We start from the raw sequence: 21,027 nt of genomic DNA, 5'->3' as shown, positions 1-21,027 counted from the left end.
CATAAAGTGACAGGAGGAATTACAAATGAAACTGGTTACGATTGAGACGATTCCCGGACGGGAGCTGGAAGCCTTGGAGGCAGTGAAGGGTGCAGTGGTATTCAGCAAAAACTTCGGCCACGATTTTATGGCCGGGATGAAAACGTTGGTGGGCGGCGAGATCAAAAGCTACACGGACATGCTGGACGAGGCCCGGGCCATTGCCACAAAGCGCATGATGGACGAGGCGGAGCATTTGGGCGCGGACGCGGTGGTGGGCCTGCGGTACGCATCCTCTTCCGTGATGCAAAGCGCGGCTGAGGTTGTGGCCTACGGCACGGCGGTGAAATTCAAATAATGCGCATCACATTTTTGGCCCACAGCGGCTTTCTTGTGGAGCTGGATGGTGTTTATCTCCTGTTTGACTGGTGGAAAGGCGAACTGCCGCCCCTTTCGGACAAGCCGCTGTTCTGCTTTGCAAGCCATGCCCACGGCGACCACTTTACCTCAAAAATTTTCTCTCTGGACGACGGGAGCCGCAAGGTCCGCTTCCTGCTGGGGAGAGGCATCGAGCTTTCCGCCGAAAACCGGGAAAAATGGGGACTCTCTCCCGAAACGGCGGATAAGTGCGCCGTGTTGGATGGGAACGAACGCATGGAGCTGCCCCACGGCGTCACGGTGGAAACTTTGCCCTCTACCGACGAGGGCGTTGCGCTGATCATCACCTGTGAGGGAAAAACCCTTTACCATGCTGGGGACCTGAACTGGTGGCACTGGGAAGAAGAGCCGGGAGACTGGAACCGGAATATGGAGGCCGATTTTAAGCGGTATATTGAACCTCTCCGGGGACGGCGCATCGACTTGGCCTTTGCCCCACTCGACCCCCGTCAGGGAAATGCCGCCGACTGGGGCCTTTGCTATCTCTTGGAGCTGGCGGAAGTTCAGCGGCTGATTCCCATGCATCAGTGGAAGGATTTCAGCCCCACGCAGCGCTTTTTGGAGGAACATCCTCAATGGGCGGAAACCCTGCTCCCAGTGGAGCGGATGGGACAGCAATGGGACCTGTGAGCACCCGTCTTATGGGAACCTGCCCGCTTTACAGGAAAAAGTACGCTTTGGCGATTGATTCGCCAAAGCGTACTTCATTTTTACCGGGCATCACCGTGCAGTCGCCAGTTGTACTTTACAGCGTCTCAATCGCCCAGAGGGGCAGGTTCAAAAGTCCCTGTTCCCGGCGATAGTCCGCAAGGGAAGCACGGATGGACTGCCGCGGCAAAAACCGCTCCCGGAAAACCTTCAGCTTTTTGGACTGGAGGTTCTGCTCCACCGCCACCTCCACGGGAATGGCCTCCAACCCGTTGTCCACCAGAAATTCCACCTCCGCGGTACCTCGGGGAGCCATCCAGTAGCACACGACCATCTGGTTCAGGCTGTCGAGCTGCTGGAGCGCGTACTGCTCCGTCAGCGCCCCGTGATAGGCTTGGAACACGGAGTTGCCCTCCAGCAGCATATCTTGCCGAAGACCAAGCATACAGCCAAGCAGGCCCACATCCGAAAGATACAGCTTAAACGCCCGGGCATCCTCGCTGGCTACCAGCGGCGACTCCGGCACCTCTGCCCGATGGATGTCCCGGGCAAGGCCGTTGTCCGTCAGCCATGTCAGCGCGGCGTCAAACTCCCGGGCGCGGGCGCCTTCCTTCATGGCTCCAAAGAGAAATTTCCGGTTCTCCCGGTCCAACTGCCGGGGAATGCTGCTCCACAACGTTCGGATGCGAGGCAGCGCGTCAATGGGCGCATACTTTGAAAAACTCTGCTCGTAGACGGACAGAATGCGCGTCTGTGCCTCCCGGGCGGCAAAAAAATCGCGGTCCGCCGCAAAGGCGCCGACCGCTTCGGGCATACCGCCCACGAAGCAATAGTATTTTAAAAATCGGATATAGTCCTGACGGTAGTTGGGTGTCAAGTCATAGCGGCTTTCCCGCAGCATCTCCACGTACTTCTCCCGGCCCACTGCACGGAGAAACTCGAAAAAAGACAGAGGGTGCAAATCCAAAACCTCCACCCACTCCGCAGGGAAGGGTGCGCCGCTTCGGATTGCCGCGTCCAGACCGCTGCTTCCGCAGAGAACATGATACTGCGGCGCCTCCTTGCCAAACAACTTCAGGCAGGCCAGCGCCTGCGGAATGGCCTGAATCTCGTCAAACACCAGCAGCGTCTCTGCCGGGTCGATTTTGTATCCGGCATACAGCTCCAGCTCCGTGACAATCCGGTCCACCGAAGGATTTTCGTCAAACAAACCGGAAATCTGGACACTGCTTTCGAAATCCACATATACGCACCGCGCATATTCCCTCTCGCCAAACTCCCGCAGCAGCCAAGTCTTACCAACCTGTCTGGGTCCCCGCAATATCAGCGGACGGCGGGTTTTCCGCTCTTTCCATTTTTTAAGATGCCCATAGGCCGTACGATCCATCCGGGTCACTTTCCTCTCATATCATTCGGACGCGGATTTCCCTGTTCGCCGCGCCCGCAAGCCCCGCCCCGTCGGTTTCTGGGCGCAGGCAGGTCAAAATCGGTAGAAATCTGTGATATTTATTATTATAGCATATTCCCCCAAAGAGTCAAATGACTTTTCGGATTTTGTGCACATAAATCATGCAAAATAGTGTCTGTGAGACGTAGCTTTTCACAAAGCCGGGGCACTTTTCGTTCTGAAACCGGAAAACAGCAAACGCGGAGCGAAGGATTCAAGTTCCTCCGCTCCGCTTATTTTCAAAAAACTAAGGCCCCTCAAGCGGCCTTTTTCATTTCCCCTGCGCCTGTGGGCTGATTGACGCGCGGCCCACCGCCCCTTTGTAAAAAGAGTCGGCCATCTATTTCTCCGTCAAAAGACGCAGTACGGCGCGCTCCTCCATCAGGTCTGCGTACAGGCCCGGAAGATCCGTCTCTGCCGCTGCGCAGCCGCGCAGCGGTTCCACCAGCTCACCGCTGAGCCGGTAAATCCGGGTCAGGCCCAGATTCCCGGCCACACCCTTCAGTGAATGGGCCGCCTCAAACGCGGCGGCACGGTCCCCCGCATCCAGCGCGACACCCAGCGTGGCAAAGGCCGTATCCTCTAAAAACAGGTCGAAGCACATGGCGTACAGATCCTCATCGCCCAAAAGGCGATTCATGGCTCCGTCCATGTCCGCGCCGTGGGCGCGGAGCTGATCGGTCAGCTTGCTCACAAATGCGCGCCTTATTCGTTGATGATCAGAGCAATCAGCTCCACCGGCACGTCGCCGCGGTTTTCCAGGCTGTGGGCATCGCCGCCGCCGGTTTCGGCAATGTCTCCGGTGTGGAGAATCACTTCCGTGCCATTGTCGCTAAAGATCGCCTCTCCGCTTAGAATGTAGTAAAACTCCGTCTCATGCTCGTGAGCATGGTATCCGAAGGAGCAGCCCGGGTCGAGGGTCATGTGGTTGAAAATTCTGGCCTTGCCGTACATCTGATCCGGTGTTGCCAAAACTTTGATGTGGGTCATGCCCTTCCCGCCGCGTATGTTTTGATCCTCGCGATGGCAATTTTCTGAGCGCTGATACATTTCCATTTCCTCCTGTTCTTTCTGCCGCCGGCCTTGCATCCGGCTGGATCCGATGATACAATTAACTGACAAAAATTATGCGGTTATCATACCACACGGCCCCCAAAATGTCTACCCTTGCAGCCAACGAGCCTATGATTTATCTGGAGGAAATTGCCATGAAAAACGTTGCGGCCGCGCTGGCGGCGCTTTTGCTGATATCCTGCCTGTCCGCCTGCAAAGCGGGGACCGGATCGACCTCCGCTTCCTCGTCCGCCTCTTCTTCCGCCGACGAACCGCTGAAGCTGGAAACGCTGCGGCTGGAGTTGACCCGCCGGGAGGGACTTTCTTCCGACACATTGATGTACGCCGTCCAGGCCCTTCCGCAGGCTTTGAAATCCGCGCTGGCCAACCACGGCGTGGAAGCTGGCGCGGTAGAGGTCACCGTGGGCGCGTCTCCGGCGGCCACAGCTCAGGCTCTGGAGGAGGGTGGCGTGGATTTAGCCGTGCTGCCCGGTGATTCCTTTGTGGAGGCGGGCGGGTCCGCCGTCCCTCTGCTGACGGCACACGAGCACGGCGGCCTGCCCGACAGCTCCGACCCTGCCGACTGGAAAAGCGCGGAAAGCACTCACAGCGAAGCAGACTCCGGCGGGCAGCGATATCTGATTCTGGCAGGCCCGTCAGACTATGGCCTTCAGTTGGCAAACCGGGCCGCGTCGGACACGCCCCTGACTTGGGATGAGCTTGATCGGGCCGCGTGGCTTCTGACCCCGGATGAAACAAACATGACCGACCTGTGGCTTGCGGATCACTATGAAGGGAACACCCTCTCTGACCTGACCGGGAGGGCCGTAAGCTCATTGCCGAGTGGGAGCGGACAAGATCTCCTGACCGCGCTGGCCGCAGGAGATGCGGACGTGGCCGTCATTCCTGCCGACATACGGCCGTATTTGGCGTCCTTCTGGCAGGGAGAGCTGCAGCGCCCCGGCGGAATTTTTGACGAAACCGCCGTCATCGGCGTTACTGAGAAGTACTATGACACGATTTTAGCTGCTTGTCCGGGAGACGAGATACTGACCGGGGAGGAGTTTCGCTCCGCTCTGGCGGCAGCGATGGAGGAGATGTCCCGCGTGCAGGGCGACGTGACCGGTGCGCTGGGCGGGGTCTTTTCCGCTCCGGTGAGCGACGGCGACCTGAACGGTATGCGCCGCCTTGCCACTCTTGGCGGCTGAGTCTTAGAGCGATAAAAAAGCACCGCCTGTCCGGCGGTGCTTTTTCGGCCTTCAGGGCTTACACTGTCCACAGGGGGTATAGCCCTCCCCCATCAAATCTTCCCGGTTGCCGATATAGTCCCGGCGGTTGCTCTCGCTCATGGAGAGAACGCCGGAGCAGTCCGGGCGGTGAAATTTCATGGACTTCGTGTTGAGCACATAGCTCTCCTCTTCTGAAGTATCGGAGGAAGCCGAGGGCTTCTCGCCCGTCAGATAGCTGTTCCCCGTGGCATAGTCAATGGTAACGCCGGGCTGGGCGTTGTAGACGTACACGTTAAATTGCACGCCCTTGCCGCCGTCCTCCACGGATTCGGCCTCCATCTGAACGCCCCTTGCCACAAGCTCGGTTCCCTCGAAAACAGGCGTAACCCGGTAGAGCACATGGTTCCCCGTTTCGCGCACATAGTCGGCCACTTCGTTTTCAAAGGGCAGCATCCCTTCCACGTTCATGTACCGGGTTCCGGTGATCAGATTTTCCTCGTTGGCATTTTCCCCTGTAAGCTGATAGCCCAGCAGGTGGCAGCGGTTATAAAGGTATTTGCCGTCCACAAGGTCGTATTTCACCGTGTGCCAGCCGGAGGGCTTCACCTGCCCGATTTCACCCCGGGGTTCTGTAGGCATGGTGTCCGGGCTTACAGAGGCATAGGCCGGGCCGCACCGGCCCAAAAGATCCAAGGAACTGTATTCCTCAAAAGAGGTTTCCTCGTAATCTGTATCTGGAAAAGCCGGCAGGTTGTCGTTCAGCAGAACGTAGGGCTGGTCGGAAAACTCCGGCACATCCGAAAGTGTAAAGGAAAGGGACCGCGCCGCCGGAGCACAGCCGGAAAAGAGAACTGCAACTGCGAGAAAAATCGGAAGAAAAATACTCTGTGCCTTTTTCATGAACGCTCCTTTAATCGGTACTATTAAAACTCGGCTCGGTATGATGCAGATGGAAAAACGGGCGACGGAAGAACACTTTTTCTTCCGTCGCCGTAAGCGGCACTGCCCCGGGTGAATAACCTCTTTCCGGACGCGGGCGGCGACAATCATGTCCACCCGGCCGGGGTATAACGGGCGCCCCGCCGCCCAGTCAGAATTTTCCGCTTCTGCCGGAGAAGCCGCCCGAACGCATAGAAGTCCCCCCAGCGTGTCCGCCCCCGGAGGTATGATTTTCAATTCTGCGGCGCGTCTCGGTGCGGTAGAGGAAGGTATCCTGCTGACCAGTGAGATGAAAACCGTCTGAGGGAATGTAGCGGTCGGCAGTTCGGGCGGACACGGCGGTATTCATCTGCCGTTTCCAGTACAGGCAAATTCCGCCCGCCAGCAGCAGCGGCACCAAAATTACCGCGCCCAGCCTGATGGCAAATTCCTCATCATCATGCTTGGGCCGGGCATTTGTGCCGTATGCGCTGCCCGTTTCATAGCGGCCCTCCGTTTCATCGTATCCCGGGGCGTTTTCCACGTCGAAAGGCTTCCCGTCCCGCGCCAGACCCAGATACTCCCCCGCCGTATCCAGATAGGCGGAAAAGCCCTCGTAATACGCATCCTCTCCCAAAAGAGGAAGCACATCCTCATCCAGCAGCACGTCCTTTCCGTAGTCGGTAAAGGCGGTGTTTCCATAGCCGTAAGCAATCAGGGCATAGTCCCGCTCCGCCATGCTCAAAAGAAGCAGCAGCCCGCTCTTCTCCTCGCCGTAGCCCAAGTCGTACTCCGTGTAAACAGCCGTGGCAAGGTCGTAGGCATCGCTGCCGCCCATGTCTTCCATGTCTTCCAGCGTGACAATGTACACCGCGCACTGGTATTGCTGGGCAAGCTCCTCCGCTCGGTCGTTCAGCTCCCCGCGCTCTGTCTCCGTCAAAAGGCCCGCCGCGTCCGTCACCGCGTCCAGCTCCGCCGCCATGGCGGGCAGGGGCAGCGCGAATGTCAGGGCAAGCACCAAAAGCAGAAAAAGTCCTGTCTTTTTCATATTCCCGCCCCCTTCACAGCAAAATCAGGCCCAGCAGACCCATCAGCGGCAGAGAAATCCCGAAAAACCACAGCCAGAATTTCACCCAATCCATGGGCAGGTCGCCCACCAGCTTTCCCGTCTGGCCGTTCATGGCAAAGAGGAAATCCTTCCCCTCCCAGCGGGTTGCCAGCATCCACACCGGCAGCAGGGCATACTTTGCCTTGCATTTTTGAAGTCGGACGGTTCCGCTCTCCTGCCTCAATGTCGCATAGCCCCGGGCCGTGGCGGAAAGGGCGTCCTCGGTGCTGGCCTTGATACGGGAATAAGCCCGGTCCTTGCACTCCGCAGAGTCCTGATCGTACTTATCCGCCAGAAAGCCGGGCAGATACGCGGTGGAAAACTCCTTCAACTCCCCGTAGTCGAAGGGCTCGATGGCGTCCATATGCGCGTCGGGCATTTTGGAGGAGCCGTCCACGGGCACCTTTTGAAAATCCACGGTGCCCTGCCGCACCACCCGGAAGTGATCGGTCACAGTGACTTCCTCGTTTCCCCTTCTAAACACCTGAACTCTGGTTCCCCGAAAGTTCAGATTCCCGTCCGACTTGCCGTCAAACAACCAGAAGGGGACATAAACGCCCTTAATTTCCTGAATGTGGTTTCCGGAAGCAAAGGACTTGGGCAAAAAGCGCTTGCCCTTGTAATACCGCTCCAACGCCGACACGGCGGCACTTTTGTCAAGGCGGAAGGGAATCACGCAGTCCGGCCTGAGGTGTCCCGAAAACTGGGCGGGAATCACCGAAGGGTTGCCGCAATAGGGGCAGGACGTGGCCGCCGTGGTATCGTCGCAGATCAGCTCCGCTCCGCAGGAGGGGCAGGAATAGGCCCGCAGGCGGGCCGCTTCTTCCTCGCTCCACTCGCCGCCGCCCATAGTGGCTTCCGGCTCCGGCTGCGCGGCAGCCGCCTGCTCCTTGTCCGCATAAAGCTGCTCAATGACCTTTACGTCAAAGGACAAGCCGCAGTATTCGCACTCCAGCTTTCCCGATGCGGTCCCAAAGTGTAAAGGGCCTGTACAGGCCGGGCACTGGTAATTGGTAATATTGGTGGGCATGGGCATTCGCCTCCGTCTGTTTTACTGAAGGTCTCCGTCGTCAAAGGGATCGCCGCACTCGGGGCAGAATTTGGGCGGGCGGGCCTTGTCGGCAGGCTCCCAGCCGCACTTGTCGCACTTGTACTGAGGAACGCCCGCAGGCTTTGCCTTGCCGCACTCGGCGCAGAATTTGCCCTTGTTCACCGCGCCGCAGGCGCAGGTCCAGCCGTCCTGTGCGGGCTTCGGCCTGCCGCATTCGGGGCAGAATTTTCCGGTGGCCTTCGCGCCGCATTGGCAGGTCCAGCCGCCCCCGGGTACGGACTGTCCCGGCGCGGACTCCCGCGCCATGCGGTAAAGCTCCTGCGCATTCATGCCGCCTGCGGCCCCCGCCATGTTCATTCCCATAAACGCCATGGGAGCGCCGGTACTCGTATTTGCCGCCGCGCTCTGCATCGCCGCCGCCTGCGCCCCCGTCAGATGAGCCGCCGCCATGGAGGGGTCGCGGAGGGCCGCGTTCCGTTGCAGTTCCTTCATCATCCGCTCGTCTTCTTCGCTTGCCTTTACGCTGGAAACGCCGAAGGAGATGATCTCAAGACCCCGCAGCTTCCTCCATTTTTCACTAAGCACCTCGTTGAGGGCCTGTGCCATCTCCATGGTGTGGCCGGGCAGGGCGGAATAGCGGATGCCCATTTCGCTGATTCTTGCAAAGGCGGGCTGGAGGGCGGTCATCAGCTCGCTTTTGAGCTGTCCGTCAATGCTCTCCCGGGTATAGCTGCTTTCCACATTGCCGCAGACGTTGGTATAAAACAGCAGCGGGTCGCAGATGCGGTAGCTGTACTCGCCAAAGCAGCGGATGGCGATATCCATATCCAGCCCAACGTTCCGGTCCACCACCCGGAAGGGAACCGGGCTGGGCGTACCGTATTTGTTGCCCGGCAGCTCCTTGGTGTTGAAATAGTAAACCCGCTGGTCCTTGGGCGGCTCACCGCCGAAGGTAAACCGCCTGCCGATGCTCTCAAAGGTGCGGTGGACACTCTCCTCCAGTTCGCCGGAGAAAATGGAGGACTCGGTGGATGCGTCGTAGATAAATTCGCCGGGGTCGGCGCACACCTCGGCCACCTTCCCCTGATCCACGATCATCATGCACTGCCCGTCTGCCACGGCGACGACAGAACCGCTGGTGATGATATTCTCGCTTCCCTTGGTGTTGGACGAGCGGCGGGACGTGCGTTTTTGTCCCTTCACCGCCAGTACGTCCGCAGGCAAAGCCTCACAGTAGAAATATTCCTTCCACTGGTCCGCCAGCGCCCCCTCGACGGCGCCCTTTGCAGCTTTGATCAGTCCCATGCAGGTTTCCTCCTTTGTATTTGTAAACGGTCAAATTATAACGTATTTTCCATGCGCACGGGCGGCGGTTGTTCTGGCCCGCTGCGCAGAAAGAATCTTCCAAATAAGCGCAGCCGCGCGGCCCGCAATGCTTCACAGCAGCGTTTTTTCATATGCTGCACCGCCCAAAACGGCAAAATGCCCGGCTGCTTTTGGAAACAGCCGGGCAAGGTTTGTGTTCGGTTCGGGCCGTTTCCCGCCGCCCCGGCGTTTTGCCGATGCCGACCGGGTCCGGGCGCGTTTCCCCTCCGTAACAAAGCTTTATTATTATATCCGTTTTGTCCTCATTTGTAAAGCCGGGACAAAATGGATGTGAGGTCCGCTCCTTTTCACGGCGAAAGCTTACCGCACCTTGCGATGGGGCACGTTCCAAATTCGGTCGGCGTACTCCGCCACCGCCCGGTCCGCCGCGAACACGCCGCTGCGGGCAATGTTCCGCAGGCTTATGGCATTCCATTTCTGGGGGTCGGCATAAGTGGCCGCCATACGCTTTTCCGCGTCGCAGTAGGCGGAAAAATCCGCCAGCAGCAGATATTCGTCCGCAGGCGCGCCATGGTCGCCGAACAGCAGCCGCCGGTACAAATCCTCGTAGCTCACGGCGTCCCGAAAGCCGGTTTTCAGCGCGTCCAATACGCGGTGCAGCACCGGGTCCCGGGCGTACAGTCTCTGGGGGAGATACCCCTCCCGGCTTAAAGCCGCCGCCTCGTTTGACCGGAGCCCGAAGAGGAACATATTCTCATCCCCCAAAACCTCGTGCATCTCCACGTTGGCGCCGTCCAGCGTCCCCACAGTCAGGGCGCCGTTCATCATAAACTTCATGTTGCCAGTGCCGCTGGCTTCCTTTCCGGCGGTGGAAATCTGCTGGGAAACCTCGCTGGCGGGCATCAGCCGCTCCGCAAGAGACACCCGGTAATTTTCCAAAAACACCACCTGAAGCTTGCCGCGGCAGACGGGATCGTGGTCAATCTGGTCCGCCAAAGAGTTAATCAGGTGGATAATCCGCTTTGCCACGGCATAGCCCGGCGCGGCCTTTGCCCCGAAAAGGAAGGTGCGGGGCCGGTCGATGGCGTTCGGGTCGTCCTGCAACCGCTGGTAAAGGGCGATGATGTGCAGCACGTTTAAAAGCTGGCGCTTGTACTCGTGGAGGCGCTTCACCTGCACGTCGAAAATCGCATCCGGGTTCAGCAGAACGCCCTGCTGCTGTTTCGCATAGGCGGAAAAATCCTCCTTGTTCCTGCGCTTGATCTCCGCAAGGCGGCGCAGCACCTCTTGATTGTCGGCGTACGCATCCAGCTTTCCAAGGGCCTGAGGGTCCATGAGATACGTCTCGCCCCCCGCAAGGTCGCACACCAGCCCGTGAAGTCCCGGGTTAATTTCCGCCAGCCAGCGTCGATGGTCCACGCCGTTGGTGACGTTGGTGAATTTCTCCGGCTCCATGGCGCAGGCGTTTTGAAACACGTCGCTTCTCAGAATTTCCGAGTGGAGGGCGCTGACGCCGTTGACCCGCATTCCCCCCGCGATGCACAGGTTCGCCATGCGGACCACCCCGTCCCAGACCACGGCGGTGTCCCGCACCTTTTCCTCGTCCCGGAAATACGCGCGGCACTTCTCCTCCCACCGGCGGGCAATCTCCGCCGTAATCTGCCAAACGCGGGGCAGCAGCCGCTCAAACAGCGCCTGGGGCCACTTCTCCAGCGCCTCCGCCAGCACCGTGTGGTTGGTGTAGGCCACAGACCGGGTGGTAATCTCCCATGCCTGATCCCATCCCATGCCCGCATCGTCAATCAAAATCCGCATCAGCTCGGGAATCACCAGTGCCGGGTGGGTATCATTGATTTGAAGCACGTTTTTCTCGTGGAAGTTGGCCATGGTGCCAAATTCCGCCATGTGCTCCTCCGCGATGCTCTGCACCGTGGCGGAGACGAAGAAATACTGCTGCTTGAGCCGCAGGGATTTGCCTTCCTCATGGTTGTCGTCGGGATAAAGGACCTTGGCAATCACCTCCGCCATGGCCTCATCCTCCGTGGCCTTGAGATACTCCCCCTTGGAGTAAAGGCTCATATCCACGGGCTTGGGGGATTTTGCGTCCCACAATCTCAGCTTGTTGGTGTGGCCGGTGTCATACCCGGCGATTTCCATGTCGCAGGGGACGGCCAGCACGGTGGTTCCCCCCTCCTGCACGATGTGGAGATGCCCGTCGTTCCAAAACTCCCGCAGCGTCCCGCCAAAGCGGACCTGCCGGGCCTCTTCCGGCTTTGGCAGCAGCCACGCGGAGCCGATGCCCTTCCACGCGTCGGGCAGTTCCACCTGCTGGCCCTCCACGATCTTCTGCTTAAAAATCCCCAGCTCATAGCAGATGGAATACCCCGTGGCGGGAATTTCCAACGTGCTCATAGAGTCCAGATAGCAGGCAGCCAGACGGCCCAGACCGCCGTTGCCAAGGCCCGCGTCCGGCTCCAGCTCGAATACGTCTCCAGCCTGAAAGCCCAGATGCTCCAGCGCTTCCTTCAACTGGGGAAGCACCCCCAGATTATATGCGTTTTTTTGAAGGCTCCGCCCCATCAGAAATTCCAGAGACAGATAGTGGACCTTCTTTTTCTCCCTTTGGCGGGTTTCCCGCCGGGTTTCCACGCCCCGCAGGGCCATGGCGTCCCGCAGCACAAGCGCGCAGGCGCGAAGCATCTCCGTCTCCCCGGCCTCCTCGGCGGTCTTCCCAAAGTTGATCATCAGCTTGCGGGTCAGCGCGTCTTCCAGTTCCCTTGTTGTAAATGCCGTCATTCGTCTGCCTTATCCGCGGACAGTTCCTTCTCGTCCGCGCTTCCTTTCCTCTTGGCTGTCTTTCTTCCGGCTTGCTTCGCTTGTTCCGGCGCCTTTGTGGCGGACCTTTCAACCTTCTCCGGCTCCGCCGGTTGAACCGCCTTTTCCGGTTGAGCGGATTCCTCCTGCGCTGCGGGGTTTCCAAGCACTTCCTCCCCGGCGGGGCTCTCGGGCTCCGTGCCCACTGGCTTGACCCGGAGCTTTCCGGTGATCCCGCTGTAAATCCGCAGGTATTCCCCCGCGCTGCGCCGCCAGCTAAAGTCCCCTTCCATGCAGCGCTGCCGCAGGCGGTGGAAATGGTCCGGATAGTCCCAGTAAAGGCCAACGGCCTGCCGGATGACAAAGAGCATATCCCCGGAGTTGTACGCCGCAAAGGTAAATCCGTTGCCCGCATCCCGCCACGCCTCGTAAGGGTGGACGGTGTCCTTCAGCCCGCCGGTTTCTCGGACGATGGGGACCGTTCCGTACCGCATGGCGATCATCTGGCTCAGGCCGCAGGGCTCGCTGCGGGAGGGCATCAAGAACAAATCCGCCCCCGCGTAAATATTCATGGCAAGCGCCTCGTCATAGCCAAGATGCGCCGCCATCCGCCCGGGATACTGCCCCTGCGCCCAGGAGAAAAACTCCTCAAACTTCTCTTCTCCTTGCCCCAGCACCACCAACTGCACGGGAAGCTCCATAATGTCATGGAACACCTCCCGGATGAGGTCCAGCCCCTTGTGGGCCACAAGGCGGCTTACCACCGCGAGAATCGGCGTGTCCGGCTCCTCCCGCAGGCCCATCATCCTTTGCAGCTCCGCCTTGTCGGCGGCCTTGCCGGTAAGATCGTCGGCGGAGTAGTTTTTCGCAAGCAGCGAGTCGGCTGCGGGGTCGTAGCGCTTCATGTCGATGCCGTTGAGTACGCCGGAGAGCTTATAGGCGCACCGGCGCATCACGCTCTCCATCCCGTGGGCAAAATAGGCGTATTTCAGCTCTTCGGCATAGGAGGGGGACACGGCGGTCACCGCGTCGGCGCAGAGGATGGCCCCCTTCAAAAGATTCACGTCCCCATCCATCATGATGGTGCCGTCGTTCACCCAGCCGGAGTCCAGACCAAACAAATCCCCCGTGACCTCCGGCCCAAACCGTCCCTGATACTCGATGTTGTGGATGGTCATGACGGTGCGCACAGCGCGGTACCGCTCTTCCCGCACGCCGTCGTCTTTCAGATAAATGGGAATGAGGGCACTCTGCCAGTCGTTGCAGTGAATCACATCGGGCCAAAAGGCCATATGGGGCAGCATCTGCACCACCGCCCGGGAGAAAAAGCCAAACCGCTCTCCGTCGTCCATATAGCCGTATAAATTTGCGCGGTTAAAATACTGCTCGTTGTCCAAGAAATAATAGGTCACTTTGTCCCGCACAAGGCGAAACAGCCCGCAATAGCTCCGCCGCCACGCCAGATTCACATAGTCGTAGCAAAGGTACTCCAGTTGAGGGCCAAACTGATCCCGGATGCGCCGGTACAGCGGCAACACCACGGCGATCTGAGCGCCCTCCGCCGCGATGGCGGCAGGCAGAGAGCCGGACACGTCGGCCAGCCCTCCGGTTTTGCAGAAGGGTACGGCCTCGCTGGTGGCATACAAAATTTTCATGGCGGTTTCCCCTTTCTAACTCATGACCGCGCTTCCAAGTCGCCCGCAAGCGGACGGACTTTACACCCGTGCGCCCTTACTCACCACCAGTGGATAGGAGGAGTGTCCAATCAGCGTGCGGTCTGGAAGCACCTCCACCCGTTTGTCGGCAATGATATGGGCCAAATCCGCGTTGCGGCGGATCACGGTGTCCTTAAACAGAACGCAGTTGCGCACCCGCGCGCCCTCCTCAACCACCACGCCGGGGAACAGAATAGAGCCTTCCACCGTCCCCTCCAGCTTGCAGCCGTCTCCAATCAGCGAGTTGACGCAGAGGCCGCCGGGACCGGCGTAAGCGGACGATTTGTCCGCGTTTTTTGCCCGGATAGGCCGCAGCGGCGTGAACAGCTCCGCCCGGATGGAGGCATCCAGAAGCTGCATGCTGCGGTCATAATACTCCTGCACGGAGCGAATCTGGGCGGCAAACCCCGGCCAGATGAAGGAGCGGATATTCAGCTCTCCCGCCTTGGCCTGAAGAATGTCGTGCCGCCAGCTATACTGGTCGCGGCTGATGCACTGGTCCACCAGCTCCACCAGAAGCTTTGTGGACAGGATGTACACCTCCAGCCCCCGATAGCCCCGGGGCGTATGCATCTGGTATAAAACCTCCCGCACCCGTCCCTCTCCGTCAGACTGGAAATAGGTGCCGTTGTCCACGGCAAAGCTGTCGTCCCCGCAGACGGTGGTAATGTCCGCGCCGGAGCGAATATGCCGGTCCAGCACCTCGGCAAGAGGGAGATTTACCACAAGGTCCCCTTCCATCAGCGCCACATGGTCCTGCCGGATGGACTGGAGATAGCTGCGCACCCCCGCCAGCGCTTCCATTTTCCCCCGAAATTCTCCGTATCCGCCGCCCGTCCGCTCATAGGCGAAGGGAGGCAGCAGCTTCAGTCCCCCGCGCTTGCGGCTGAGGTCCCAGTTCTTGCCGCTGCCAAGATGGTCAATCAGGCTTTGATACTGCCCGTGGAGTACCACGCCCACATCCGTTACCCCGGCATTCACCAGATTGGAAAGGCCGAAGTCGATGGCCCGATACCGTCCGGCAAAGGGGAGAGAGGACGCGGAGCGCCCGACAGTCAGCTCCTTCAAATCGTTTCGCCGCTCATAGCAGAAAATAATTCCGTGCAGTCCGTTCATCTTGCCACCTCCTCGCCGCGTTCATCCAGCATGGCTTTGGGCGGGACGCTGATCCCCGCCTCCAGTACGCAGCCGGGGGCCAGCACCGCAAGCCCCCACGAAAGGGGGTCCGCCTCCTCGGGCGACGCGCCCACGCGGCAGTTTTCACCAATCACCGCGTCCTGCCCCACAATGGCATATTCCACCACGGCCCCAGCCTTCACGGTGACGCCGGGCATCAGCACGGAATAGCTGACCCGCGCCCCCTCTTCCACCGTGACGCTGGCGGAAAGCACGGAGTTTTCGACCGTCCCCTCCAGATTACCGCCCCGGTTGAAGGCGCTGTGGCTCACCCTGGCATGCTTCCCAAGGAAGGCCGGAGGCAGGGAGAGGGACTGTGCGTAAATGGGCCACGCTTCGTCCAGCAGATCAAGGCCCGACTCCGGGGAAAGCATATCCATGTTGGCATCCCAGAGGGATTCCAGCGTCCCCACGTCCTTCCAATAGCCCTCGAACCGATAAGCCGCCATTTTTTCGCCGTTTTGCAGCATGGCGGGAATGACATTCTTTCCAAAGTCGTTGTCCGAAGCGCTGTCCGCCTCATCCGTCTCCAGATAGGACCGCAGGGTCTTCCAGCTAAAAACGTAAATGCCCATAGAGGCAAGGTTGCTCTTGGGGTGCTTGGGCTTTTCCTCAAACTCCGTCACCATGTCGCCTGCGTCCACGTTCATGATGCCAAAGCGAGAAGCATCGTCCCAAGGGACCTCCATCACGGAAATGGTGCAGGCCGCGCCGGTCTCCTTGTGCCGCTCCACCATCCGGGAATAATCCATTTTGTAGATATGGTCGCCGGAGAGAATCACCACATACTCCGGGTCGTACCGGTTGACGAAGGCAATGTTCTGAAAAATGGCGTTTGCCGTGCCCTTATACCACGTACCGCCCGCGGCGGACTGGTAGGGCGGCAGAATGTGGACGCCGCCAGTGCTGCTGTCCAAGTCCCAGGTCTGGCCGTTATCCACATATGCGTTCAGCTCCAGCGGACGGTATTGGGTCAGCACGCCCACGGTGTCGATTCCGGAGTTTGCGCAATTGGACAGGGGAAAGTCGATGATGCGGTATTTCCCGCCGAAGGGGACCGCTGGCTTTGCCATATCGCCGGTAAGCACGTACAGCCGGCTGCCCTGGCCGCCGGCCAGCAGCATGGTGATGCACTCCTTTTTCATGCCTCTGCCTCCTCATTTACCGGGCTTTCGAGCCGCCTTTTTCGCGGCTTGGCGCCCGGCGTTTTTCTCCTTTGTCCCCTTCGCCGCCGCTCTTTTTGGAGAGGGCGTTTCAGCGCTTGGGAACTTTTTGGACACTGCGGCTTTCGTGGAATTTGCCGCGTTCTTCTCCATCCGCAGGAACACGCCCCCAAAGGGCGGAATGCGCAATACCACCGACTGCGCCCGCCCGTGGAAGGGAACCGCCTGCGTCTCCACGGGCGAATCGTTTCCATAGCCTTCGCCGCCGAACGCTTCCCCGTCGGTGTTGAACACCTCGGTATACCGCCCCTGCTCCGGCACGCCCACTCGATAGTCGGGGTAGGTGTTGGGCGAAAAATTCACCGCACACAAAAGCGCCCCGCCCCTGGAATCCCTGCGCAGGAACACCGCCACATTGTTGTGGTTGTCATCCGCCACCAGCCACTGGAAGCCCTCCTGCCGGAAGTCCTCCTCCCACAGAGCCGGGGTTTTCTGATAAAATTGGTTTGCCGCTCGAAAAAATGCCAGAGTTTTGCGGTTTGGCTCCTGCTTCAGCAGATACCAGTCCAACTCGCCGTTTGCGTCCCACTCGTGCCACTGGCCAAGCTCCGGGCCCATAAACAGCAATTTTTTTCCCGGATGGGCCAGAAAATACGCGTAAAAGCCGCGGAGGGAACGAAGCTGCGTTTCATAGTCTCCCGGCATCTTCCCCACCAGCGAGCCTTTCATATGTACCACCTCGTCGTGGGACATGGGGAGCACGTAATTTTCCGAAAACGCGTACATCATGGAAAAGGTAAGGTCCTTGTGGTTGAACTGGCGGAAATAGGGGTCCAGCTTTAAATAATGACATATGTCGTTCATCCAGCCCATATTCCACTTGAGGTTGAAGCCCAGCCCTCCATCCTCTGGCGGACGGGTGACCAAGGGCCAAGCGGTAGATTCCTCCGCCACCATCAACACCCCGGGATTTATGGAAAAGGCCATTCGATTCAGCGCCCGGAGAAATTCCACAGCTTCCAGATTTTCGTGGCCACCGTTTTTGTTGGGGGTCCACTGGCCCGCAGGACGGTCATAGTCCAGATACAGCATGGAGGCCACCGCATCCACCCGCAGCCCATCGATGTGATAGACCTCCAGCCAGAACCGGGCAGAAGAGAGAAGAAAGCTCACTACCTCCGTCCGTCCATAGTCAAAAACCCTCGTCCCCCATCCCGCATGTTCCCGCTTTTTCGGGTCCGCATATTCGTAGCAGCAATCTCCGTCAAACTCATACAGTCCCTGCTCATCCTTGCAGAAGTGGGCGGGAACCCAGTCTAAAATTACGGAAATGCCGTTTTCATGCATATGGTCCACAAACCACATAAAGTCCTCCGGCGTTCCGTACCGGGAGGTGGGCGCGAAATACCCGGTGCACTGATATCCCCATGAGTCGTCCAGCGGATGCTCCGTCACCGGCAGCAGCTCCACCGCGTTATAGCCCATTTCCTTTACATAGGCGGCAAGCTCCCTTGCCATGGAACGGTAATCGTAAAAATCCCCATTCTCCCGCCTGCGCCAAGAGCCAAGATGCACCTCGTACACATTCAGCGGCCCGGTGTTTCCGGGACGGCCCGCTTTTTCTTTTTGAAAATCTTTATCGGTCCACAAAAATCCGGAGATATCATAAAGCTTGCTTGCGGTGGCGGGGCGGGTTTCCGTGTGGAAGCCATAGGGGTCCGCCTTATAGCGGACCTTCCCGTCCGGGCCGGTGACGGCGTATTTATATGAGGTGAATCCGGGAAGCTCCGGCACAAAGCCGGTCCACGTCTCCCCCTCCCGCGTGAGAGGATCGGCGGAGATATCCCATTCGTTGAAATCTCCCACCACGCTCACCGTCAGCGCATGGGGTGCCCAGACCCGAAAGCGCCAGCCTTCAAGGCCCGCCTCCCCAGCGGGGTGGGCGCCAAGCCAGTTCCAGCCGTCTGACAGCGTCCCCGCGTGGAACGCCAAGGCATGTCCGCTCTCCCCCATATCCTCACTCCTTCCCGCCGGGAAAATTCCTCCATCGGCGGTTAATCGTTTTCGTGTGCGCTGCGTGCGCCCAATTTTTATTTCAATTATACCCTAGGGCCTTCGGAGCGTCAAGAATGTGCCCTGTCGAAATGTAGGTTGTGCTTTCGTGGATTTCAACGACTTTTTATAGACTGCACAAACGCTTTCGGGCAAATTTGTCTTTTCCTGCAAAAGGTTCTTCCCGGCTCCATCCATCCCCAAAAACAACAGAGGACAGCCGCCAAAGACGGCTGTCCTCTGAATTCAGGTTTTTCCGCGGATTTTAGCGCCGCACTTGGGGCAGGTGATCTCCACCTTACCCTTGCCCACCGGAACACGGCAGATGGTTTTGCAGCTTTTGCAGGTGAAGTATTTATGCTCCGTGTCGGCCCGGCGATCCTTCGCGTTTTTGTGTCCGTTGCGAAGTCTCCACCAAAACTGCAAAAAACGGCTGTTCTCCTCCCTGCGCTTGTAGAGGTCCTTAGAAAACATCCGGAAAATCGCCCAGACCGCCAAGGCCATGGACGCCCAATAAAGCACCGCGCCCGCCACGGGCACCCGCCCTCGAAGGAGGGCGGAGACAATGTTCAGGCCCAGCGAGGTCCAAATCGTCACCAGACCCAGCCGATCCGCGCCGTTTCGCCCGTACATCAGGCGGGCCAGGCCGCCTCGCAGCCTCTGCACAAATCCCATAGAGGAAGGCTCCTTTTCAAAACAACATATCCCATTCGGGATTCAATATATTCTACTCGCATTTTTTTCTCTTCACAACTCTTTCCGTTCGGAATTTACAATTTGGTTACTTCTTTTTCGGTTTTAAAGCTCCGGGCGGGTTTTTTGCAGGATTTTTACGTTCATTTTAAATGTAATTTTGAAATTTGATATTCCATTTTCAGCAGGGCGATGCTATAATAGTGTCGTTTTGAAAAATGAAAAAGGAGTGTATCATCCATGGCAAAGAGACAATTCAAGGCGGAGTCCAAGCGACTTCTTGATCTGATGGTGAACTCCATCTACACCCATCACGAGATTTTTCTCCGGGAGATCATTTCCAACGCCAGTGACGCCTGCGACAAGCTGTGCTACCGGGCGCTGACGGATCAGGACGTGGGCCTTGGGCGCAAGGATTTCAAAATTGAAATCAAAACGGACAAGACCGGGCGCATTCTCACCGTGTCCGACAACGGCATCGGCATGGACAAGGAGGACCTTGAGAGCAATCTGGGCGTCATCGCCTCCTCCGGCACCTTTCAGTTCCGGCAGGAGGTGGGAGATGACGCTAAAAATGCCGACGTAATCGGTCAGTTCGGCGTGGGCTTCTACTCCGCGTTTATGGTGGCCGACCACATCTCGGTGGTGACAAAGAAATACGGCTCTGACACGGCGTATCTGTGGCAGTCTTCCGGCGCAGACGGGTACACCGTCACGGAGTGTGAGCGGGAAAGCTTTGGCACCGACGTGATTATGCATCTGCGCCCCGACACAGACGACGAAAAATTCAGTGAGTTTTTAGAGGGCTGGCGTCTTCAGGAGCTGGTGCGCAAATACTCGGATTACATCCGTTTCCCCATCCGCATGGAGATCAGCAAAACCCGCAAAAAGGAAGATTCTCCCGAAGATCATCCCGAGTACGAAACCTATGCCGAGGTGGAAACGCTCAACTCCATGATCCCTCTATGGCAGCGGCAGAAGTCCAAGGTGAAAAAAGAGGAATACGACAAGTTTTACCGGGATAAATTCAACGATTATGCGGAGCCACAGCGGGTGATCGCCGTGTCCGCCGAGGGGGCGGTGACCTATCGGGCGCTGCTGTTTGTCCCCTCTCAACAGCCCTTCAACTACTACTCCAAGGACTTTGAATCGGGTTTGCAGCTCTATTCCAACGGCGTTTTGATTATGGAAAAGTGCGCCGATCTGTTGCCGGAGCATTTCCGCTTTGTCCGGGGCGTGGTGGACTCCGCCGACCTGAGTCTGAACATTTCCCGTGAGCTGTTGCAGCACGACCGGCAGCTAAAGGTCATCGCCGCCAATCTGGATAAAAAAATTCGGGCAGACCTTCAGAAAATGATGAAGGATGAGCCGGAGGAATACGCAAAGTTTTGGAAAAACTTTGGTCGCCAGTTGAAATTCGGCGTGGTGTCTGACTACGGCGCAAAGAAAGAAGAGCTTCAGGACCTGCTGCTATTTTACTCCTCCACGGAGAAAAAGCCCGTATCTCTGGCGGATTACATCTCTCGCATGGCGGAGGGCCAGGAGAGCATTTACTACGCCGCAGGCGAAACAGTGGAAGCCATCGACCGCCTGCCCCAGCTCGAAGCCCTCAAGGACGCGGGGACGGAGATTTTGTACTTCACCGAGGATGTGGACGAATTTGCCGCACAAGCACTGATGACCTATCAGGAGAAAAAGTTCCTCTCCGCCCTCTCCGGTGAGGCCGCCCCCAAGGCGGAAAGCGAGGAAGCGCCCAAAGAGACTGAGGAAGACGACCACAAAGCTGTGTTTGACTTTGTGAAGGAAGCTCTCGGAGAGCAGATCAAAGAGGTGCGGGCTTCCAAAATCCTGAAATCCCATCCCGTATGCCTTACCGCCGGGCCGGGCCTGAGCTTTGAAATGGAGAAATATTTTGCTGCGGTACAGCCCGAGCAAGCACCGAAGGCAGAGCGTATTTTGGAGCTGAACGCGGCCCATCCCGTCTTCGCCGCGCTGGAAAAGGCCGTGACGGAGGACCCGGAAAAAGCGAAAAAATACGCCGCCCTCCTGTTCAATCAGGCTCTGCTCATCGCGGGCCTCCCGCTGGAAGACCCTTCGGGCTACACCGACCTGGTGTGCGAGCTGCTGGTTTGATTTCAAAAAGTGCGCATCGCAGCGAAATAAAACGCGGCGATGCACAAAGTAAAAGACTCGTACCTAACCGCAAAATCTGTTGCC

Annotated in this window: 17 protein-coding genes; 4 read left to right on the top strand and 13 right to left on the bottom strand. The window is 58.4% G+C overall.

Features of this window, described 5'->3' with window-relative positions; translation table 11 throughout:
- The first annotated feature begins 25 nt into the window (after window positions 1-25).
- Together RTU96_RS01415 and RTU96_RS01410 are read left to right on the top strand one after the other, a co-directional pair.
- A complete protein-coding gene (locus RTU96_RS01415; RefSeq protein WP_312634532.1) occupies window positions 26-337 on the top strand; it encodes a YbjQ family protein in 312 nt (103 codons plus the stop codon).
- A complete protein-coding gene (locus RTU96_RS01410) occupies window positions 337-1,047 on the top strand; it encodes an MBL fold metallo-hydrolase (RefSeq protein ID WP_312634531.1) in 711 nt (236 codons plus the stop codon). The genes RTU96_RS01415 and RTU96_RS01410 overlap by 1 nt, the downstream gene beginning before the upstream one ends.
- Window positions 1,048-1,162: 115 nt before the next feature.
- On the opposite strand, the gene RTU96_RS01405 is transcribed toward RTU96_RS01410, so the two are convergent.
- The 3 genes from RTU96_RS01405 to RTU96_RS01395 form a co-directional block, all read right to left on the bottom strand.
- Window positions 1,163-2,452 carry an ATP-binding protein gene (locus RTU96_RS01405; RefSeq protein ID WP_312634530.1) on the bottom strand — a complete coding sequence of 430 codons (1,290 nt, stop codon included), beginning with the start codon at window positions 2,450-2,452 and terminating at the stop codon, window positions 1,163-1,165.
- A 400-nt stretch (window positions 2,453-2,852) separates the two neighbouring features.
- Window positions 2,853-3,206, bottom strand: coding sequence for an Hpt domain-containing protein (locus RTU96_RS01400; RefSeq protein WP_312634529.1), 354 nt, complete (start codon window positions 3,204-3,206; stop codon window positions 2,853-2,855).
- An 11-nt stretch (window positions 3,207-3,217) separates the two neighbouring features.
- Window positions 3,218-3,502 carry a cupin domain-containing protein gene (locus RTU96_RS01395; RefSeq protein ID WP_312634528.1) on the bottom strand — a complete coding sequence of 95 codons (285 nt, stop codon included), beginning with the start codon at window positions 3,500-3,502 and terminating at the stop codon, window positions 3,218-3,220.
- Between the two features lie 167 nt (window positions 3,503-3,669).
- Here RTU96_RS01395 and RTU96_RS01390 point away from each other — a divergent pair, with 167 nt between their 5' ends.
- Complete coding sequence (locus RTU96_RS01390) at window positions 3,670-4,773, top strand: PhnD/SsuA/transferrin family substrate-binding protein (protein ID WP_312634527.1); 1,104 nt, start codon at window positions 3,670-3,672, stop codon at window positions 4,771-4,773.
- Between the two features lie 51 nt (window positions 4,774-4,824).
- Here RTU96_RS01390 and RTU96_RS01385 read toward each other — a convergent pair whose 3' ends face one another.
- From RTU96_RS01385 to RTU96_RS01340, 10 genes are all read right to left on the bottom strand, one after another.
- A complete protein-coding gene (locus tag RTU96_RS01385) occupies window positions 4,825-5,694 on the bottom strand; it encodes a DNA/RNA non-specific endonuclease (RefSeq protein WP_312634526.1) in 870 nt (289 codons plus the stop codon).
- Window positions 5,695-5,884: 190 nt separating this feature from the next.
- Window positions 5,885-6,760: a TPM domain-containing protein gene (locus RTU96_RS01380; protein ID WP_312634525.1), complete on the bottom strand. Its 876-nt coding sequence runs from the start codon at window positions 6,758-6,760 to the stop codon at window positions 5,885-5,887.
- 13 nt (window positions 6,761-6,773) lie between these two features.
- A complete protein-coding gene (locus tag RTU96_RS01375) occupies window positions 6,774-7,850 on the bottom strand; it encodes a Trm112 family protein (RefSeq protein ID WP_312634524.1) in 1,077 nt (358 codons plus the stop codon).
- 21 nt (window positions 7,851-7,871) lie between these two features.
- Window positions 7,872-9,176, bottom strand: a complete 1,305-nt coding sequence (locus RTU96_RS01370; protein ID WP_312634522.1) for an SPFH domain-containing protein — start codon at window positions 9,174-9,176, stop codon at window positions 7,872-7,874.
- 381 nt (window positions 9,177-9,557) lie between these two features.
- Window positions 9,558-11,993, bottom strand: coding sequence for a glycogen/starch/alpha-glucan phosphorylase (locus RTU96_RS01365; protein WP_312634520.1), 2,436 nt, complete (start codon window positions 11,991-11,993; stop codon window positions 9,558-9,560).
- Window positions 11,990-13,666 (bottom strand): glycogen synthase GlgA, encoded by a 1,677-nt coding sequence (gene glgA, locus RTU96_RS01360; RefSeq protein WP_312634518.1) that lies wholly within the window; start codon window positions 13,664-13,666, stop codon window positions 11,990-11,992. The genes RTU96_RS01365 and glgA overlap by 4 nt, the downstream gene beginning before the upstream one ends.
- Window positions 13,667-13,726: 60 nt before the next feature.
- Window positions 13,727-14,842, bottom strand: coding sequence for a glucose-1-phosphate adenylyltransferase subunit GlgD (gene glgD / locus RTU96_RS01355; RefSeq protein WP_312634517.1), 1,116 nt, complete (start codon window positions 14,840-14,842; stop codon window positions 13,727-13,729).
- Window positions 14,839-16,047: a glucose-1-phosphate adenylyltransferase gene (locus tag RTU96_RS01350; protein WP_312634515.1), complete on the bottom strand. Its 1,209-nt coding sequence runs from the start codon at window positions 16,045-16,047 to the stop codon at window positions 14,839-14,841. Before RTU96_RS01350 ends, glgD begins: the two co-directional genes overlap by 4 nt.
- Before the next feature lie 12 nt (window positions 16,048-16,059).
- Window positions 16,060-18,078: a 1,4-alpha-glucan branching protein GlgB gene (glgB, locus tag RTU96_RS01345; RefSeq protein WP_312634513.1), complete on the bottom strand. Its 2,019-nt coding sequence runs from the start codon at window positions 18,076-18,078 to the stop codon at window positions 16,060-16,062.
- Window positions 18,079-18,363: 285 nt separating this feature from the next.
- Window positions 18,364-18,792: a hypothetical protein gene (locus tag RTU96_RS01340; RefSeq protein ID WP_294852941.1), complete on the bottom strand. Its 429-nt coding sequence runs from the start codon at window positions 18,790-18,792 to the stop codon at window positions 18,364-18,366.
- Between the two features lie 258 nt (window positions 18,793-19,050).
- Between RTU96_RS01340 and htpG the strand changes: the two genes are divergently transcribed.
- Entirely contained in the window at window positions 19,051-20,943 is a 1,893-nt protein-coding gene (gene htpG, locus RTU96_RS01335) for a molecular chaperone HtpG (RefSeq protein ID WP_312634510.1), read from the top strand.
- Window positions 20,944-21,027: the final 84 nt, after the last annotated feature.

The sequence above is a fragment of the Oscillibacter sp. genome (genome assembly GCF_032018205.1).
Lineage (GTDB): Bacteria > Bacillota > Clostridia > Oscillospirales > Oscillospiraceae > Oscillibacter.
The sequence above is the reverse complement of the archived record's forward strand: the minus strand, read 5'-3'. Positions and strand labels throughout refer to the sequence as shown.

Excerpts from the sequence above, each read along its gene's own strand:
- htpG (WP_312634510.1), top strand. The coding sequence starts at position 19,051 with ATGGCAAAGAGACAATTCAAGGCGGAGTCCAAGCGACTTCTTGATCTG.
- glgB (WP_312634513.1), bottom strand. The coding sequence starts at position 18,078 with ATGGGGGAGAGCGGACATGCCTTGGCGTTCCACGCGGGGACGCTGTCA.
- RTU96_RS01385 (WP_312634526.1), bottom strand. The coding sequence starts at position 5,694 with ATGAAAAAGGCACAGAGTATTTTTCTTCCGATTTTTCTCGCAGTTGCA.
- RTU96_RS01405 (WP_312634530.1), bottom strand. The coding sequence starts at position 2,452 with ATGGATCGTACGGCCTATGGGCATCTTAAAAAATGGAAAGAGCGGAAA.
- RTU96_RS01415 (WP_312634532.1), top strand. The coding sequence starts at position 26 with ATGAAACTGGTTACGATTGAGACGATTCCCGGACGGGAGCTGGAAGCC.
- RTU96_RS01365 (WP_312634520.1), bottom strand. The coding sequence starts at position 11,993 with ATGACGGCATTTACAACAAGGGAACTGGAAGACGCGCTGACCCGCAAG.
- glgA (WP_312634518.1), bottom strand. The coding sequence starts at position 13,666 with ATGAAAATTTTGTATGCCACCAGCGAGGCCGTACCCTTCTGCAAAACC.
- RTU96_RS01350 (WP_312634515.1), bottom strand. The coding sequence starts at position 16,047 with ATGAAAAAGGAGTGCATCACCATGCTGCTGGCCGGCGGCCAGGGCAGC.
- RTU96_RS01410 (WP_312634531.1), top strand. The coding sequence starts at position 337 with ATGCGCATCACATTTTTGGCCCACAGCGGCTTTCTTGTGGAGCTGGAT.
- RTU96_RS01390 (WP_312634527.1), top strand. The coding sequence starts at position 3,670 with ATGTCTACCCTTGCAGCCAACGAGCCTATGATTTATCTGGAGGAAATT.
- RTU96_RS01395 (WP_312634528.1), bottom strand. The coding sequence starts at position 3,502 with ATGACCCACATCAAAGTTTTGGCAACACCGGATCAGATGTACGGCAAG.
- RTU96_RS01380 (WP_312634525.1), bottom strand. The coding sequence starts at position 6,760 with ATGAAAAAGACAGGACTTTTTCTGCTTTTGGTGCTTGCCCTGACATTC.
- RTU96_RS01375 (WP_312634524.1), bottom strand. The coding sequence starts at position 7,850 with ATGCCCACCAATATTACCAATTACCAGTGCCCGGCCTGTACAGGCCCT.
- glgD (WP_312634517.1), bottom strand. The coding sequence starts at position 14,842 with ATGAACGGACTGCACGGAATTATTTTCTGCTATGAGCGGCGAAACGAT.
- RTU96_RS01370 (WP_312634522.1), bottom strand. The coding sequence starts at position 9,176 with ATGGGACTGATCAAAGCTGCAAAGGGCGCCGTCGAGGGGGCGCTGGCG.
- RTU96_RS01340 (WP_294852941.1), bottom strand. The coding sequence starts at position 18,792 with ATGGGATTTGTGCAGAGGCTGCGAGGCGGCCTGGCCCGCCTGATGTAC.